The organism is Verrucomicrobium sp. BvORR106, from assembly GCF_000739655.1.
Classification (GTDB): domain Bacteria; phylum Verrucomicrobiota; class Verrucomicrobiia; order Verrucomicrobiales; family Verrucomicrobiaceae; genus Verrucomicrobium.
In genome coordinates, this window is the sequence record NZ_BATR01000102.1 from 1 (window position 1) to 15,109 (window position 15,109).

Genomic DNA, 15,109 nt, shown 5'->3' on the forward strand with positions numbered 1-15,109 from the left:
TGGCGGGCAATCGCGCCACCCAGACACTGACGGTCACCGGACAATCCGCCCAGACCACCACCTATCACTGGGATGCGGAGAACCGCCTGGAAGGCGTGACCCTGCCCAATGCAGACGAGCACGACTATGGCTATGATTACCGGACCCGGCGCATCAGCCGGGTGGAAAACGGGATCGGCACCGCGATCGTGTTCAGCGGTGGCCTGAGCGTGGCCGAGTACGAGTCCCAGGGCATTACGCCCACGGTGGAGTACCTGCGTGGCCCGGACATGGGCGGTGGCGTGGGTGGGATGATGTACAGCCTGCGCAACGGCGGGACGGAGGCGAAGTATGCGATGAGCAACGGCCGTGGGGACGTCGTGGCCCAGAGCAACGACGCCGGAGCCCTGACCTGGACGGCCAGCTACGAAGCGTATGGCAAACGCCCGGTGGAAACCGGGACCAACCTGGATCGGCAGCGAGCCAACACCAAGGAGGAGGACCCGACCGGATTGCTCAACGAAGGGTTCCGGTACCGAGACATCGAGACCGGCGTCTGGCTGAGCCGCGACCCGGCGGGGTTCGTGGATGGGCCGAACCTTTATGCGTACGTGCGGCAGAATCCGTGGACCGCGTGGGATCCGGAGGGGCTGGCGGAATATGACAACTCTTGGCTCCAAGTGGGTGGAATGGGCAAAGAGAATGGAAAAATCTTGCCTGTCGCTGGGGCGGGCTACGCAAGCGGCCGTGGGTACGTTGATGCTTTTGGAAACAAACATCGCAGTTTCTGTATGTCGTGCCATGACAATACTCCGGAGGCGCGACGAAACCTGGGTTATTCCATCGACGCCAATGCTGGTGACTGGCGTGCTTTTGGCATTGCTGCATCTCTCAACATTGCAATGTTTGCTGCTACCGAAGTTGTCGCACTAAGGACTGCGGTCAGCGAGGGGAGAGCTGCTTTAACTACAACTGCGAAAGCTGCCGCAGCTGAAGCCGAGCTGACCTCAGCAAAGGCTGCAACCGAAGTAGCAAAGACGGTCCTACCAGTCGAAGCGACACCTGGCTCGACGACACAGGGCACGAGGGCGTTTTACATGGGCCAGGAAGGACGCAAGGCTGCTGAGAAGGTTGGGCATCAGGTCTTGCGGGTGTCTCCTGAATTACTTGAACAGGCCGGAAGTGATAACAATGCTGCTTTAGTGCAAGCATGTATCAATTGGGCAAAGGGTGCCTCGGGAAAGGTGCCAGTTTATGTCTCGAAAGCAGGGCAGGCAGGGAAAGCTGGAGAATATTTTTGGAAACACGAACTTCCGATCCTCTTGCAAAAGGCCAATAAAGGTGAAGTATCGATCAAATATATTTTCCCAGGGAAATCCTCATGAGTTCAGAAGCGTATACCATCAAGTTTGAAGGCGACTTCAGCCTCTCGCACAGCGATCAGACGGGGGTAATCAAATTTCCATTTGATCCCGGCGAGAACTTTCCGGATGACATCACTCTCTACAGCACAGCCTTTGACCTAAGCGGGAAAAATCGTATTGCAAAAACGCCTGAAAATATGGATCGTATTGCCACAGCTTTTCAAAGAGTGGTCTCCTATCTCAAAGAGAAGCGTCCAAATAGAAAAATAACAGTATGGGACGGATGGGACGATGAATGGCCAGAAAGTGAGAACTCGTAGTCGACTGGGTTAACAGATGCAAATAGACAGGCTAGAATGGTGCTGAGTTAAGCCGCATCCTTTTTGCGGCTCTGCCGCTGGACTCGGTGCGGCGTCTCCCTCATTTCGTGCCTGGGTTTGCTCATGAGCTGGTAGTTCTTGGGCCGTCGTTTCTTGCATCGCGGCTCCCGTCGATGCGGACTCTCCAGGAGGGGATCGTCGGCGATGCTTTGCAGCATTTCATTCGTAAGCGTGACGCCCAGTGCCTTATGATCTCGCTGGCATCATAGACGTCGAGGTTTGAAAGGTATGACGTCTATGACTACGACGTCATTGGTTTTGAAGCAGGGCGGGCTGGGGTGTGTGCGCACCCCGGCGGCACGACGAGAGGCATTGCTCGCGGAGTTCGCCCGCAGTGGCCTGAGCGGGGCACGCTTCGCGACCTTGGCTGGCGTGAACTATCAAACCTTCATGGGCTGGGAGCACCAGCAAAACCGCGGGTCGGGCAAAGCAGTGTCGGCCCAGCGACCACCGCGCTTTGTCGAGGTGGAGGCTGCTCCCGTCCCGGAGCTAGCGCTGCCGCTGATCATCGAGCTGGCCGCAGGCATCACCCTGCAACTGCACCATGCCAGCCAGGTGCCCCTGGCAGGTGAACTCCTGCGCAACCTCGCCCGCCCATGTTGAGCTTCACCGGTGGTCTCAAGATCTTCGTGGCCCTCTAACCCTGCGATATGCGCAAGGGCTTTGGCAGTCTCTGTGGGGCGGTTTATGACCAGCTCAAAGAAGACGTGCGCAACGGGGCGCTCTATGTCTTTGCCAACAAGCGGCGCACCCGGCTCAAGATCCTCTACTGCGATGGCACCGGGATGTGGTTGCTAACCAAGCGGCTGGACGCGGGTACGTTCTTCTGGCCACGCTCCTCCCAGGCGGGCCAGACCAAGATGTCCCTCACCCCGGAGATCTTTGCGCTGCTGACCGACGGCATCGACCTCCATCAGGCCACGATGCGACCGTGGTATGAGCGACCTCCGGCGGGGCCGGTGTAAAAAGGAAACAACTTTCCTTGCCACCAGCATGAGGACTCATCATGATGGTGTCCACCATGATGAGTCCCCGCGAAGCCCAGCTGACCCAGGAGGTCGAGGCGCTTCGTCAGGAAAACAAGCTGCTGCGCGACAAGGTCGACGCCCTCATCAAGCGGCTCTTTGGGGCCAGTAGCGAGAAGCTCGACGCCAATCAGCTGCTGTCGCTGCTGCAGGGGGATGACGGGCCAAAAAAAGCCGAAGCCTCCAGCGCAAGTTGCGCCGCCCTGGAGGCTGAACTGGCCAAACCCGCACCGGGCCAGCCCAAGCCCGACAAGCAGCGTCGGGCATCCCAACCCCGTGTACCCGAACATCTGCCCGCCGTGGAAGAGGTGGTGGATCCTATAGAGGTCACCAACAACCCGCAGGACTGGCGCTGCATCGGTCAGGAGGTCACCGAGCTGCTGGACTTTGAGCCGGGCCGGTTCCTGCGTCGCCTGTTGATCCGCCGCAAGTATGTCCATCGTGATGCCAGTCATGAACCTCCCGTAATCGCTCCGCTCAACACGCTTCAGGAGCGCAGCATCGCGGCTCCTGAATTGCTGGCCCAGATCATCATCGCCAAGTACTGCGACCACCTGCCGTTGTTCCGCCAGGAGCGCATCTACGCCACGCGCCATGGTGTGGAGCTGCCCCGCCAGAGTCTGTGCCGTTGGCTGAAGCTGGCGGTGGAGTGGTTGCAACCGGTCTATGAGCAGATCAAGGCGGAGGTGCTGGCCGCCGGTTACGTCCAGATGGACGAGACGCACATTGACTACCTGAGCCCCGGGCATGGTCAGACCAAGACCGCCCAGCTATGGGTCTGTGGCAATCCGCACGGCGGGGTGTTTTACACCTGGCAGCTGGGCCGGGGAGCTGACTGTGTCGCCAATATCTTGCCGGTGGACTTTGACGGGCCGTGCAAAGCGATGGTTATGCCGCCTACAGTAGCCATGTGGCGCAGAGCGAAGTTGCCATCACCCTGCTGGGGTGTTGGGCGCATGCCCGGCGTTACTTTGTGGAGGCCAAGGATGAAGCGCCGCAATATGCGGGGCTGATCCTGCTACAGATCCGTCATCTTTACGCCGTTGAAGCCCGACTGCGAAAGCAGCGAGCCGGGCTTGGCCTGTGTGAGGTGGTGCGCCAGCAGGAGTCTGTGCCCATCTTGGAACGTCTCCACAGGATGATTGAGGTCATGAGCCGAAAGGCGCGCTTTACCCCCAAGAGCGCGATGGGGCAGGCATTGACTTATGCACTCAACCAGTGGGAGCGCCTGGTGGTGTATGTGGAGGATGGCCGGCTGCAGATCGACAACAACCGCATCGAGAACGCGATGCGGCCTGCGGCATTGGGGCGCAAGAACTGGCAGTTCATTGGGGAGGCCGGGGCGGGGCACCTCACGGCAGTGTGCCTGACGATCATCGAGAACTGTCGCAGGTGGGGGCTCAATCCATTTGAGTACCTTCGCGACCTGCTGAGCCGGATGCCAACGATGACCAACCGCCAGATCAAGGACGTGACACCGGCGGCCGTGGCTAGGATGCTGGCCTGGCAACGGCCCCAGGCCGCCTGACCCCTAGGGACGTCAAGTGTTAAAAGACGGAACCGTCGGTGACGCTTACGAAAAATATGAGCGAAGGAAAAAATCTTGTGATAGAGGTAAACTTCTAAAATGAATATTTCAGATTACGTTGTCGAGTTTGGATCCGATGCTTGGACAATTGACTATAAAGATGCTTCGGGGAATTACACTTTTGTCTTTGATTGCGACATCGATGAGTTTGCCTTAAACGGTGCTACAAAACGATTAATCTTGCAATCTGGTCCTCCGCTCAAAAACATGGCACTGTGGAATTGCAGTACTCAGGCCGATCAAGCATATTCAGCGATGATATTAGATAGAAATAAGAAATATCTCGAATCTTTGGGGTATGAAGTGGAACTAGCGTAGGTATTTTCGGCAATTGTGGACGATATGTATCTATGCCAGTACAAATAGCCTGTCTAGAATGGCACTGAGTTAAGCCGCATCCTTTTTGCGGCTCTGCCGCTGGGCTCGGTGCGGCGTCTCGCTCATTTCGTGCCTGGGTTTGCTCATGAGTTGGTAGTTCTTGGGCCGTCGTTTCTTGCATCGCGGCTCCCGTCGATGCGGTCTCTCCAGGAAGGGATCGTCAGCGATGCTTTGCAGCATTTCAGTCAGCCTCATCCGCGATTGGCGGGCACTGGAGGCGCTCCACAGGCACCATTGCCACTGATCGAGCCGGTCCCTGCTTCCTTTGAAGCTCAACACCCCGCTGGAGCCCAGTTCGCGCAGAGGCTGGGCTCGCGCCATCATCAGCCGGACCACATTGTAAGCAATCATGTGCATGAGCAACTCGCGGGCCACCATGTGAGGGCTGCGCGTGCGCAGCATGTCCATGCCCATCGTGGTCTTGATGTCCGCAAAGAACAGCTCTACTTGCCAGCGCCGCAGATAAAGACTGGCAATGGCTGATGAACTCCATTGCCCGGCATCCAAGAGGGTGCTCACCCGCCAGATCTGGCGGGTGCGATGAGCTTTGATGGAGACATCAAAACGGGTCACTCGCACTTCCAGTTGAGGAGGGAGGTCTTTGAAGTGAACCGTCGCAGCGCTCTTGCCGATCCGTTGAGGTTTGGACCAGCGTTGGACGGAGTCGCTCTTGCCCAGGCGTCGCCCCTTGCGCAGATCACACTGGCGCGAATGATGCATACGCATGACCACATCAATGCCCCGTTGCTTGAGGACGGCGATGAATGCGTAAGAGCAGAAGCCCCGGTCAGCCACCAGGATATCCCCGGCACGCAGGTGCTTGAGCAACCGCCAGGCCATGGTTGAATCATGAATGCGCCGGCCCCTTTTGACGGTGGCCAGCCAGGCGCCGGTACTCAGATCAAAGAGACCCACCAGCTTCATGAGAGGAAAGCCGCAGCCAGGCTTCTGACTGGGGCCATAGGCATAGGCCTCACGATTGGCGGGAGTATCGGGCAGGGTGATGCCCGTACCGTCCATGACAACGATGCGGCGCGGGTCCTTTGAGCCGGAGGAACCGGCGCAAAGACGTCGAGCCAGCTCCCGCGAGGCTCGAACCAGAAGCTTGATGGGCAAGCGAGCTCTGGCCCGGCAATAGGCGGCGGTGTCCTCTTCGGGAAGTTCCTGCCGATGGCTGCACATCAAAGACTTGAGGCGGCAGACGGCGCGAAGGCAGGAGCCGCCGGGATCAAGCACCTGGCTGAGGAATGCCCAGAAGGTGACGGACAAAGTATAAATGCGCTCCCTGCTGTTGTCGCCTTCCTTTGGTTTGAAGGAGGCGATCAAGCCCGGGAGCCAGTCGCCCAAGAGTACACCCAGCTGGCGTAGACAGAGGGCATCAACCTTGGATCTGGACTGGCTGAGCGGGGAGCTGTGCCGGGAGGGGGCGCGGCCAAAGAGGATGCGGGAGACGCCGGGAAAGAAGGGGGTTGACGGGCGCATTCGCAGTAATACATCGAACCGCTCGATCTTCAACGTTCGTGTCGAACTAAAACACCCCAAATATCCCTAAAGTCAGTGCCATTCTAGCCTGTCTATTTGTGAGAAAGACAATCACCGATGATATTCCTGATGTGCTGATTCAGGGCAAACAGGGCCAGTGGTCTCGTATGGAAAAGCCACTCATTGACTACAACAAGCACCTGTTGCAGAAAACAACCTGCGGTAGCAAGTCCGACTTTGGTCCCAAATAACCATGAATCTTGAAAAGGCATTCGAATTGGTGAACAATCTAGACTATAAGGAGTCACATCGGCGGTTTGCGCCTCAGCATGGTTTATTGCTGTTTGACAGCAGCGGTGAAGTGGTCAGCATATACCGATTCAAGACGACCCCACACGAGGCAGAGCACATCGAGGCCCTGGCAAAGCATCCAAGATGTCTTCAGATTTCAACTATGCCAAATTGGTTTGCGACGCCAGCCGAATTGAAGGCCAGGATAGATGGAGATCTTTGGTTGTTCTCTCATATGAAGCCTCGACCGCCGGCTGATGCATGAGTCCTAATATGCAAGTACAAATAGGCAGGCTAGAGTGGAACTGACTTAAGCTGCTGCGGATTCAACTTCAAAGCGCAATGGGGACGGCGACAACATCTGTTGCCAGTTTGAGGGGATCTATCGCAAATGTTCGATATCGTGGCATGGCGCCCCCCCACATCTTTGCGATCCGATGGTTTCGGTTGTCGTACTACCACTGCATTTCTCGGGTGGTGGAGAGGCAGTTGGCGGTTGGGCCGGAGGAATGCCAGAAGACAGGCTATTCCGGCGGCTGCTTGAAGATCGAGCGGATGCCTTGTCTCAATGAAAATGATCTAGACGATTCAGGCGGTCCGCCTTCTCGAATGCAAAGAGGGGGCGGTGTGAGACGTGTTTGCGCTGGGTGGAGGTCCTAGAAGGTAAACGTGTGATGAGGGAGGCTTCGATACATCGTGAAGTCGGCTTTTGCTGCGACCGCGTTGCGGTCGGTTGATGCTTTTCCAATCGGAGCTAGTGGTTGTCAGGCTCCCGCGACCTCCGATTGCCTTCCGGGATGTCTTCGGCATGGGCGAGGTGCGAAAGACCGCAGTGAGTTCATCAGGCCCGAATAATCATTCCACAGGGCGTTGGCCGAACTTGCTTAGTCAAGGATGGGTGGTTTGTGCTTGCACAACCGCCGAGGGGAAGCGGAGCGATGGGCCGGCGAATTCACTTCGATGTGGAGGCGTTGATGGCGGTGGGGAGGGAAGCGATGGGAGCGGCTTCCACACCTGATGTTCGTGGTGTAACCTACCCAGGGTTGACTCGCTTAGGGCTCGTTCAACCACTGGGCTGTGTTAGACATCGCCTTCAGCGATGAGCTTCGGATGAAGAGAAGGCGGCGAAACGGGAATTACCTGAAATCAACGGGCGAGGTTGATTCTGCCAAGGAACCTCAGGCACGAAAGGCCTCAGACCGCCACAACTCCTGCGGAGTAGAAACTTCCAACATCCGGACCCAACGTAGACTCGCTGGAAGCTCGTCAACGTTGGGCTTGTAGCCACATCCTCTTCGAGGAAAAACTTCAACTGAGCGCGTGGAATTCATCGGTTGCTCGGCGGCCACCCCAAATGCTGGGCGGCAGGTCAGTGCGCCCCACGTCTTAGGTCTTCTGTCTCCCGCTCTTTCATCTCCCGAAACGCGGGCACAAAAAACCCTCCGTGAAGAGGCGCTGTTGCCAGCGGCTGGATCACGGAGGGTTTGCAATTCCCGGCTCAGGCCGGGCGCTCACCAAACAACAACAAATTACTTTTCCTTGGGTTTGAAGGTGCCTTTGAGGAATGGCTCGCCGACCACGCCTTCATAGGACTTGAGGATCTTGAACTGTCCGTCGGCCTTGGTTTCGCCGATGTACACGTTCTTGGTCAGGTGGCGGTTCCCCTGAGTGGTGACTTTGCCGCCGGGGCCTTCGAAGGAGATGCCCTTCTCGAGTTCAGCGTTCACTTTGTCCACGTCGAAGGAGCCAGCCTTTTCCACAGCGGCTTTCCAGAGGTACACGCCATCATAGCTGAGCACCATGGGGGAGCAGGTCACGCGGCCTTCTTTGACGATGCCGGGGATGTCAGACTTGGCGAGCCAGGCCTTGAAATCCTTCACGAACTTCGCGTTGGTCTTGCTCTTGAGGGACTGGAAGTAGGTCCAGCAGCCGAGCTGGCCGACGAGCTGCTTGGCGGGAAGGCCGCGGAACTCATCTTCCGACACGGAGAAGCTCACCACCGGGCAGGTTTCTGCCGTGAGACCAGCCGCAGCGTACTCCTTGAAGAAGGGCACGTTGGTATCGCCGTTCAGGGTGTTGATGATGCAAGCACTGCCGCCCGCGGCGAACTGCTTGATCTCAGCCACGATCTGCTGGTAGTCGGTATGACCGAAGGGGGTGTACTTGCCGGCGGAGATGATCTTGCCGGAAGCGTCCTTGGTGAAACCGCCGCCGATGTTTTCAAGCGGCACGCCCTTGCTCAGGAGATACTCCAGAAGCACGAGGTTCGTGGTCTGGGGATAGACGTAGTCAGAACCCAGGAGATAGAACTTCTTCTTGCCCTGCTCCAGCATGTAATCCACCGCCGGGGTGGCCTGCTGGTTCACCGCCTCAGCGGTGTAGAAAATGTTGGGCGACTTTTCTTCACCCTCATACTGCACGGGGTAGAAGAGGAGGCCCTTCTTCTCTTCAAACACGGGGAGCACGGACTTGCGGCTCACGGAGGTCCAGCAGCCGAAGGTGACGGCGACTTTGTCCACTTCGAGAAGCTGCTTGGCCTTCTCTGCGAAAAGCGGCCAGTTGGAAGCGCCATCCACGACGACGGGCTCGATCTTTTTGCCGAGCACGCCACCCTTGGCGTTGATCTCGTCAAACGTGAAGAGGAGGACATCGCGGAGGGAGGTCTCGCTGATGGCCATCGTGCCGCTCAGGGAGTGCAATACGCCCACTTTGACGGTCTCTGCCGCCATGACGGGAGTGGCGATGGTGGTGGCCAGCGCAGCGGCCATGAATGCCTGAAAGTACCTTCTGTTCATACTTGGTTGGTGCTTGTCGATGTGTGTTTTCATTGAAAGCGCGCACCGCCAAGGGTGACGATGCGCGCTGGTGAGAGGAATCTGAACCTTTTGAAAAGGGACGGATTAGAACGTGAACACGATGCCGGCGGAACCCACGACGAAGTCGCTGTCAGCGTTCGGGATCACGTCGTCCTGGGTGTGGTAGTAAGTCACACCGAGAGCGAGGGAGATCTGCTTGTGCAGCGGGATCGAGGCGCCAACACCGGCGGAGACGTAGGCGAAGCCACCGTCACCAGCGTGGAAGCCGTCCGTGTCAAAGGAGACCGTGATCGGGAAGGAGAGGCTGACCGGGCCCAGCGTGGTGGCGGGAGCGATACCAACCTGGGTCACGAGACCTTCATCATACCCGGGGATCTCAATACCGACGCGACCGTGAAGGGCCACGAAAGGATTGATGAGTCCGTCGAGGTAGGAGATCTTGCCGTCGATGATGTGCTCCGTCTGGGAAGCGTAGTTCCAGGAACCGTAGCCGAGCTGGAACTTGAACTTGTCCACGGTGTAGTAGAAGCCGACGTTCACGTCGATTTCCTGCACGTAGTCACCGATGTCACCTTCGACCTGGTCATTGACGTCAGCCCAGGTGTTGATGTAGAGCTGCAACCCGGGAGCGAGGTTGAAGTCGAGCTCAAGGGAGGGGTGGAAGAACCACTCACCCCAATCATTGCCCACGCCCCATACGTCCTGGCCGTAAGAGATGAAGTGGGTGTCATAGAACAGGGAAAGGTTCCCGGTGATGAGCGGGGTGGGGGCCGGAGGCTCAACCGGGGGCACCACGGTCTTGCCGGACACGGTGCCAGCCTGAGCGACGACGGGCGAAAGCATGGCAGCAGCGGCCAGCATCGCCCCCTTGTGGGAGAGCAGTTTTCTGAGGTTTCCAATCAAGGATAGTTTCATGCGTCTGTTCTTTCTAGGTTGTTGTTGGTTGTCACGACTTGCCGGTCGCAACACGTTCGTAAGCAGCGGGGATGCCAGCTTTGAATGTATTTCCGATAAATCTTTTACCCGAACATTATCCCTTGTTGCTGCGGGCGGGATGGCGGAGCGGGCGATGGAAAAAACAAGATGAATGCATATCGAAAAACATTTCTGGTCCGTGTTGGCATTGTGTGGCCAACCGACTTGTATCCTCAGTCTCCGCTGGAAAAAATGGCTGAATGTGGCATGATAAGTCCATGAAGCCGCTGATCATTGCCCATCGTGGCGCTTCAGCGGAGGCTCCGGAAAACACCTTGGCCGCTTTTCGTCTGGCATGGGAGCAGGGTGCGGATGCGGTGGAGATGGACCTGCGCATGACCCGCGACAATCAGGTGGCGGTGATTCATGACGCGGACTTGCGCCGGGTAGCGGGCAATGCGCACAAGGTGGCAGCACTGGATGCCGTGGACCTGGTGCAGATACAGACGGGGCTGGGCAGGGGCTCAGCCAAACACACGACGGTGCCGTTGCTGGCCCAAGTCTTGAGAGAGGTGCCGAAGGGGCGGCGGGTCTTCTTGGAATTGAAGGCTGGCGCGGGACTGGTGGAAGGGGTCCGACAGGTGCTGGAGGCCAGCTGGCTGGACCCGGAGCAGGTGGTGATCATTGGCTTCGACCATGCTTTGGTGCAGCAGGCCCGGGAGGCGATGCCGGTGGTGGAAACGGCATGGGTGGTGGACTACCCCTCCATCTGGAATTTGACGCATCTCATTAAGCTGGCAGTGAGCCATCGGATCGGAGGACTGGACTTGCGGGTGGACTGGCCGTTGACCGAGCCGGATGTGGCCCGGGCTCATGAGGCAGGTCTCAAGCTCTACATCTGGACGGTGGATGATCTGGTGCGGGCCAGGGAGCTGGCGGCGATGAGGGTGAATGGGCTGACGACGAACATCCCAGAGAGGCTCCGTCGGGCCGTCTTTCCCCCGTCGCGTTGAGGTGGGGTGGTTTTCCGTGGTTGCATCCATGCGCAGGGTGGCGAGAATCTTCGCTGCACGCATTCCTGACTTTCTCATGAAACCCCTGTCCCTGTTGTCCACCGTCCTTGTCGGCGCTTTGCTGGCATCATGCGCCCCGGAGCAAAAAGCTCCAGACAGCTCCCAGCCGGCTGAAACGACCCCGCCAACCAGCTCGCACGGTCGCTTGGTGGTGTATGTCGCGAACTATCCCCTGGCGTACTTCGCAGAGCGTATCGGAGGACCTGAGGTGGAGGTGAAGTTTCCTGCACCCGCAGACGTGGATCCGGCCTTTTGGGAGCCCACTGAGGCTGAGGTGGAGGCCTACCAGTCGGCCGATATCATCCTGCTCAATGGGGCGAGCTACTCGCACTGGCTGGATACGGTGACCCTCCCTGACTCGAAGACGGTGAACACATCCGCTTCCTTCTCAGACAAATTCATCGTGGTGAAGGATGCCATCACGCACAGTCACAGCGGTGAGGGCGAGCACTCGCACAGCGGCACGGTGTTCACCACGTGGATTGACTTTGACCAGGCTATTCAGCAGGCGGACGCGGTTCGCGAGGCCCTGCAGGCAGCACGGACCTCCCAGGTCGAGCTGTTCGCGCTCAACTTCGACCAGCTCAAGACGGACCTTCTGGCGCTGGATGCAGACATGAAGAGCGAGGGCACACGGCTTGCCAAGCAGCCGCTCGTGGTGTCTCACCCCATTTACCAGTACTGGGCGCGGCGGTACGGGCTGAATGTCCAGTCGGTGCTATGGGAACCGGACACCGTCCCTGATGAAGCCCAGATCGAGGCGCTCAAGAAAATCCTCGCCACCCACCCGGCGAAGTGGATGGTGTGGGAAGGGGTTCCCGCGCCGGAATCGGTGGAGAAGCTCAAGGCTCTGGGAGTCAATAGCGTGGTCTTCGATCCATCAGCCAACGTGCCGGAGAAAGGCACCTGGCTGGATGTGATGAAGTCCAACATCCAGGAGATCAAGAAGATCATCCCTTGATGAAGGTTATGTAATTTCATTGATCCTTGACGTTGGACTTCGGGCTCCACCGATAGTGTCCAGTGAGCGGGTAGGTGAACAGGTCGTCCTCCAGCTGTGGTCCGCGGCCGATATTGTGCACCACCCAGGGGCGAGCTCCACCATCTGGGGCGGGCACGACCATCATGATGTGGGGGAGATGGGGCGGTACCGTGCAGGTGACGATGTCTCCTGGCCGGTAGTCTTCGTCTTTCTGAGTAACGGCGAGCTCCGCGCCCTGGCGTTTCAGAAAGGTCTGCAGATTGGGGACGCGGCGGTGATCGATGTTGCGGTCCGGTCGGCTCAGGCCCCAGTTTTTGGGGTACTTGCTGAAGTTCGCTTTCATGTCCTCGTGCACCAGTTTTTGAAGATCTAGGCCGAGGGCGCGACAGGCGCGAATGATCTCGTCCGTGCAGACGCCCGTGGCGGGATCGACGTCGCCTCCCGGGTAGGACAGTTTTACGTAGGCGGGCTCATAGCGCACGTCGTGGCGGGTGCGGTCCAGGGCGGCGTGGGCGAGCTTGATGCCAAAGGAGCCGCCATTTGCTGGAAGTTGCGCCCGAGACTGAGGGGTGAGCCCCCGGTCCGTGAGGGCAGACTTGAGCTCTGAGGGGGCGGGGGCACCCTCTGGCGCAGGAGCTGCGACGGCGAGGCCACAGGAAAAAATCAGGCTGGCCAGGGCGGGGATCAGGGAGGGAGAGGGGAGAGTGAGGCGTGTTTTCATTGTCGGGAGACGCGTTCTGGGTACACTGCGCCACTTCATGCAAGGCAGGTTCTCCAGGCATTATTTTCTGCGCGGCGCGATGCTGGCGGTCGGTTTGACGCTGGGGCATGCCCTCGCGTTCAGCGCTCCCAAAGTGACCGTGAAACCGGCCATCGTGCCCAAGGCACAGGCCGCCCGCGCGGACTCGCCCAACGTGGTTTTCATCATCGCCGACGACCTCAATGACTGGATTGGCTGGATGGGCGGCCACCCTCAGGCCCGGACGCCGAACATGGACCGCCTGGCCCGCATGGGCATGCGCTTCATGAACGCGCACTGCAGCTATGCCCTGTGCAATCCCTCCCGCACCTCTATGCTCACCGGCATTCAGCCGTGGAACAGCGGGGTGGCGGGGAACGAGCAGGACTGGCGCAATGCTGAGACGTTGGTGGGCAAGCCCACCCTCCCCGAGTACTTCCGCCAGCAAGGCTACACCACGGCAGCCGGGGGTAAGGTGTTTCACGCCAGCCACGGTGGCCCTGAAGGGCGGCTTACGGGCTGGCACGGCGGGCGTCGGGGCTTTGAGCAGGACGCCGCATGGGACACGCGCTTCCCTGGGAACGGGGTGCAGATCCCCGATCTGCCGGTGCACACGGGGCAGAACTTCAACGGGCTGGACATCTGGTATTGGGACTGGGGCACAGTGGACGTGAAGCCCGAGGCTACCGACGACGGCCAGGTGGTGAACTGGGCCACCCAATACCTCCAGCGCAAGCAACCCCGCCCCTTCTTCCTCACGGTCGGCCTGTATCGGCCGCATGCCCCTTGGTATGTGCCGCGCCAGTACTTTGCCGAGCGTCCGCTCTCAGAGGTGCGCCTTCCTGAGGTGAAGGAGGATGACCTGGCCGATGTGCCTGCCACGGCCAAGGCCTATCTCAATGGCGGCTTGCACCGTCAGATGATGGATCGCCAGCTCTGGGCCTCCGCAGTGCGCGCCTACCTGGCCAGCATTTCCTTCTGTGATGCCATGGTGGGCCGCGTGCTGGATGCGCTGGAGAGCAGCCCCAACAAGGACAACACGGTGATCGTCTTCGCCAGTGATCACGGCCTGTATCTGGGCGAAAAACAGCGCTGGCATAAGGGCGGCCTCTGGGAGCGTGGCACGCATGTGCCTCTGGTCGTGGTGGCCCCTGGTGTGACGCAGCCCGATTCGCAGAGCAGCCAGCCAGTCAGCCTCATCGATCTCTATCCCACTCTGTGCGAGCTGACAGGCCTGCCCAAGCCTCAACATCTGGACGGCATTTCTCTGGTGCCGCTGCTGCGCGATCCCAACTCCACCCGCACCACCCCCGCGCTGACCGCCATGGGTGAGGGGGACAAGGCCAGCTACGCAGTCCGGACGGATCGCTGGCGCTACATCCGCTACTCCAACGGGAGCGAGGAACTCTACGATCACCAGTCAGACCCGCATGAGTGGACGAATCTCGCGGGCCGGACAAACCTGGCTGCGGTGCAGAAGGAACTGGCGGCGCAGATTCCTCAGAAGTGGACATCTTCGTCGCGCACGGTGGATCAGGTGAAGGTGGATTCTTCACCCGACGGGATGGTGAGCTACTTCTTCCAGGGGGGAGATCGCCTGAATGCTGACTCCTCACCGGACATCCTTGAGCGCGCCTTTGATATCGAGGTGGTCTTTGACTACAACCCTGCGATCAACGCGGACAGCACGCTCATCAGCCAGGGAGACACTCGCTTGGGCTTCGCCCTGCACCTGGTGGATGGTCGCCCGGCGCTCACGGTGAACTATGATGGCCTGCGATCCACGCTGAAGTCTGAGGAGCAGCTTGCTCCCGGCCAGATCCGTGTGCGCAGCCTGGTCTCGCTGGATGGCTCCATGTCCCTGGCCGCCACAGGGCTGACCAAGGAAGTGCGCGGCTACGCTCCCTTTGAAGGCGGCTTTCCCCGCCTTCCCTCTGAGGGGCTCTCGGCCGGAGCCAGCTTTGGCCCATTGCCTGCGAAACTTTTCCCGAACAGCACCCCCTTTGACGGCCCCTTCCGTCTTCTGCGCATGACCATCCTCCCCGGCGTCACCGAAGATCGCCGCGCGGCCCGCGCCGTGCCAGTGGAGTGAGCCTT

General features: G+C 59.2%; 15 protein-coding genes. 11 read left to right on the forward strand and 4 right to left on the reverse strand.

Features of this window, described 5'->3' with window-relative positions; genetic code table 11:
- The 7 genes from BV106_RS38645 to BV106_RS38650 form a co-directional block, all read left to right on the forward strand.
- Nucleotides 1-1,364 (forward strand): RHS repeat-associated core domain-containing protein (locus tag BV106_RS38645; protein ID WP_038166904.1); only part of this gene is annotated, 1,364 nt, incomplete at its 5' end.
- On the forward strand, nucleotides 1,361-1,663 hold the full coding sequence (locus BV106_RS17660; RefSeq protein ID WP_038166907.1) for a hypothetical protein: 303 nt from the start codon (nucleotides 1,361-1,363) through the stop codon (nucleotides 1,661-1,663). The genes BV106_RS38645 and BV106_RS17660, both read left to right, overlap by 4 nt.
- A 297-nt stretch (nucleotides 1,664-1,960) precedes the next feature.
- Nucleotides 1,961-2,326 carry a hypothetical protein gene (locus tag BV106_RS17665; protein ID WP_265595800.1) on the forward strand — a complete coding sequence of 122 codons (366 nt, stop codon included), beginning with the start codon at nucleotides 1,961-1,963 and terminating at the stop codon, nucleotides 2,324-2,326.
- A 47-nt stretch (nucleotides 2,327-2,373) separates the two neighbouring features.
- Entirely contained in the window at nucleotides 2,374-2,688 is a 315-nt protein-coding gene (tnpB, locus tag BV106_RS17670; RefSeq protein ID WP_038166913.1) for an IS66 family insertion sequence element accessory protein TnpB, read from the forward strand.
- A 41-nt stretch (nucleotides 2,689-2,729) separates the two neighbouring features.
- Nucleotides 2,730-3,761 (forward strand): transposase, encoded by a 1,032-nt coding sequence (locus BV106_RS17675; RefSeq protein ID WP_051945997.1) that lies wholly within the window; start codon nucleotides 2,730-2,732, stop codon nucleotides 3,759-3,761.
- Nucleotides 3,659-4,276 carry a transposase gene (locus BV106_RS35795; RefSeq protein ID WP_265595801.1) on the forward strand — a complete coding sequence of 206 codons (618 nt, stop codon included), beginning with the start codon at nucleotides 3,659-3,661 and terminating at the stop codon, nucleotides 4,274-4,276. The genes BV106_RS17675 and BV106_RS35795 overlap by 103 nt, the downstream gene beginning before the upstream one ends.
- A 99-nt stretch (nucleotides 4,277-4,375) precedes the next feature.
- A complete protein-coding gene (locus BV106_RS38650; RefSeq protein ID WP_265595802.1) occupies nucleotides 4,376-4,654 on the forward strand; it encodes a hypothetical protein in 279 nt (92 codons plus the stop codon).
- Between the two features lie 69 nt (nucleotides 4,655-4,723).
- Here the strand turns inward: BV106_RS38650 and BV106_RS17680 are convergent, their stop codons facing one another.
- On the reverse strand, nucleotides 4,724-6,196 hold the full coding sequence (locus BV106_RS17680) for an IS4 family transposase (RefSeq protein ID WP_038166914.1): 1,473 nt from the start codon (nucleotides 6,194-6,196) through the stop codon (nucleotides 4,724-4,726).
- Between the two features lie 253 nt (nucleotides 6,197-6,449).
- Between BV106_RS17680 and BV106_RS17685 the strand changes: the two genes are divergently transcribed.
- Nucleotides 6,450-6,752 carry a hypothetical protein gene (locus BV106_RS17685; protein ID WP_038166915.1) on the forward strand — a complete coding sequence of 101 codons (303 nt, stop codon included), beginning with the start codon at nucleotides 6,450-6,452 and terminating at the stop codon, nucleotides 6,750-6,752.
- Between the two features lie 1,264 nt (nucleotides 6,753-8,016).
- Here BV106_RS17685 and urtA read toward each other — a convergent pair.
- Together urtA and BV106_RS17695 are read right to left on the reverse strand one after the other, a co-directional pair.
- Nucleotides 8,017-9,255 (reverse strand): urea ABC transporter substrate-binding protein, encoded by a 1,239-nt coding sequence (gene urtA, locus BV106_RS17690; RefSeq protein ID WP_343123377.1) that lies wholly within the window; start codon nucleotides 9,253-9,255, stop codon nucleotides 8,017-8,019.
- A gap of 132 nt (nucleotides 9,256-9,387) precedes the next feature.
- Nucleotides 9,388-10,218 carry a hypothetical protein gene (locus BV106_RS17695; protein WP_265595803.1) on the reverse strand — a complete coding sequence of 277 codons (831 nt, stop codon included), beginning with the start codon at nucleotides 10,216-10,218 and terminating at the stop codon, nucleotides 9,388-9,390.
- 278 nt (nucleotides 10,219-10,496) lie between these two features.
- Between BV106_RS17695 and BV106_RS17700 the strand changes: the two genes are divergently transcribed.
- Nucleotides 10,497-11,231, forward strand: coding sequence for a glycerophosphodiester phosphodiesterase (locus BV106_RS17700; protein WP_038166977.1), 735 nt, complete (start codon nucleotides 10,497-10,499; stop codon nucleotides 11,229-11,231).
- Nucleotides 11,232-11,307: 76 nt separating this feature from the next.
- Complete coding sequence (locus BV106_RS17705) at nucleotides 11,308-12,252, forward strand: metal ABC transporter substrate-binding protein (protein ID WP_265595804.1); 945 nt, start codon at nucleotides 11,308-11,310, stop codon at nucleotides 12,250-12,252.
- A gap of 16 nt (nucleotides 12,253-12,268) precedes the next feature.
- Here the strand turns inward: BV106_RS17705 and BV106_RS17710 are convergent, their stop codons facing one another.
- A complete protein-coding gene (locus BV106_RS17710) occupies nucleotides 12,269-12,994 on the reverse strand; it encodes a DUF1287 domain-containing protein (RefSeq protein ID WP_081891872.1) in 726 nt (241 codons plus the stop codon).
- Between the two features lie 37 nt (nucleotides 12,995-13,031).
- Between BV106_RS17710 and BV106_RS17715 the strand changes: the two genes are divergently transcribed.
- Nucleotides 13,032-15,104 carry a sulfatase gene (locus BV106_RS17715; RefSeq protein WP_081891874.1) on the forward strand — a complete coding sequence of 691 codons (2,073 nt, stop codon included), beginning with the start codon at nucleotides 13,032-13,034 and terminating at the stop codon, nucleotides 15,102-15,104.
- The last annotated feature ends 5 nt before the right edge of the window (nucleotides 15,105-15,109 follow it).

Bases quoted from the DNA above. Each gene is read 5' to 3' on its own strand.
- BV106_RS17660 (WP_038166907.1), top strand. From the start codon at position 1,361: ATGAGTTCAGAAGCGTATACCATCAAGTTTGAAGGCGACTTCAGCCTC.
- BV106_RS17665 (WP_265595800.1), top strand. From the start codon at position 1,961: ATGACTACGACGTCATTGGTTTTGAAGCAGGGCGGGCTGGGGTGTGTG.
- tnpB (WP_038166913.1), top strand. From the start codon at position 2,374: ATGCGCAAGGGCTTTGGCAGTCTCTGTGGGGCGGTTTATGACCAGCTC.
- BV106_RS17675 (WP_051945997.1), top strand. From the start codon at position 2,730: ATGATGGTGTCCACCATGATGAGTCCCCGCGAAGCCCAGCTGACCCAG.
- BV106_RS38650 (WP_265595802.1), top strand. From the start codon at position 4,376: ATGAATATTTCAGATTACGTTGTCGAGTTTGGATCCGATGCTTGGACA.
- BV106_RS17680 (WP_038166914.1), bottom strand. From the start codon at position 6,196: ATGCGCCCGTCAACCCCCTTCTTTCCCGGCGTCTCCCGCATCCTCTTT.
- BV106_RS17685 (WP_038166915.1), top strand. From the start codon at position 6,450: ATGAATCTTGAAAAGGCATTCGAATTGGTGAACAATCTAGACTATAAG.
- urtA (WP_343123377.1), bottom strand. From the start codon at position 9,255: ATGGCCGCTGCGCTGGCCACCACCATCGCCACTCCCGTCATGGCGGCA.
- BV106_RS17695 (WP_265595803.1), bottom strand. From the start codon at position 10,218: ATGAAACTATCCTTGATTGGAAACCTCAGAAAACTGCTCTCCCACAAG.
- BV106_RS17700 (WP_038166977.1), top strand. From the start codon at position 10,497: ATGAAGCCGCTGATCATTGCCCATCGTGGCGCTTCAGCGGAGGCTCCG.
- BV106_RS17705 (WP_265595804.1), top strand. From the start codon at position 11,308: ATGAAACCCCTGTCCCTGTTGTCCACCGTCCTTGTCGGCGCTTTGCTG.
- BV106_RS17710 (WP_081891872.1), bottom strand. From the start codon at position 12,994: ATGAAAACACGCCTCACTCTCCCCTCTCCCTCCCTGATCCCCGCCCTG.
- BV106_RS17715 (WP_081891874.1), top strand. From the start codon at position 13,032: ATGCAAGGCAGGTTCTCCAGGCATTATTTTCTGCGCGGCGCGATGCTG.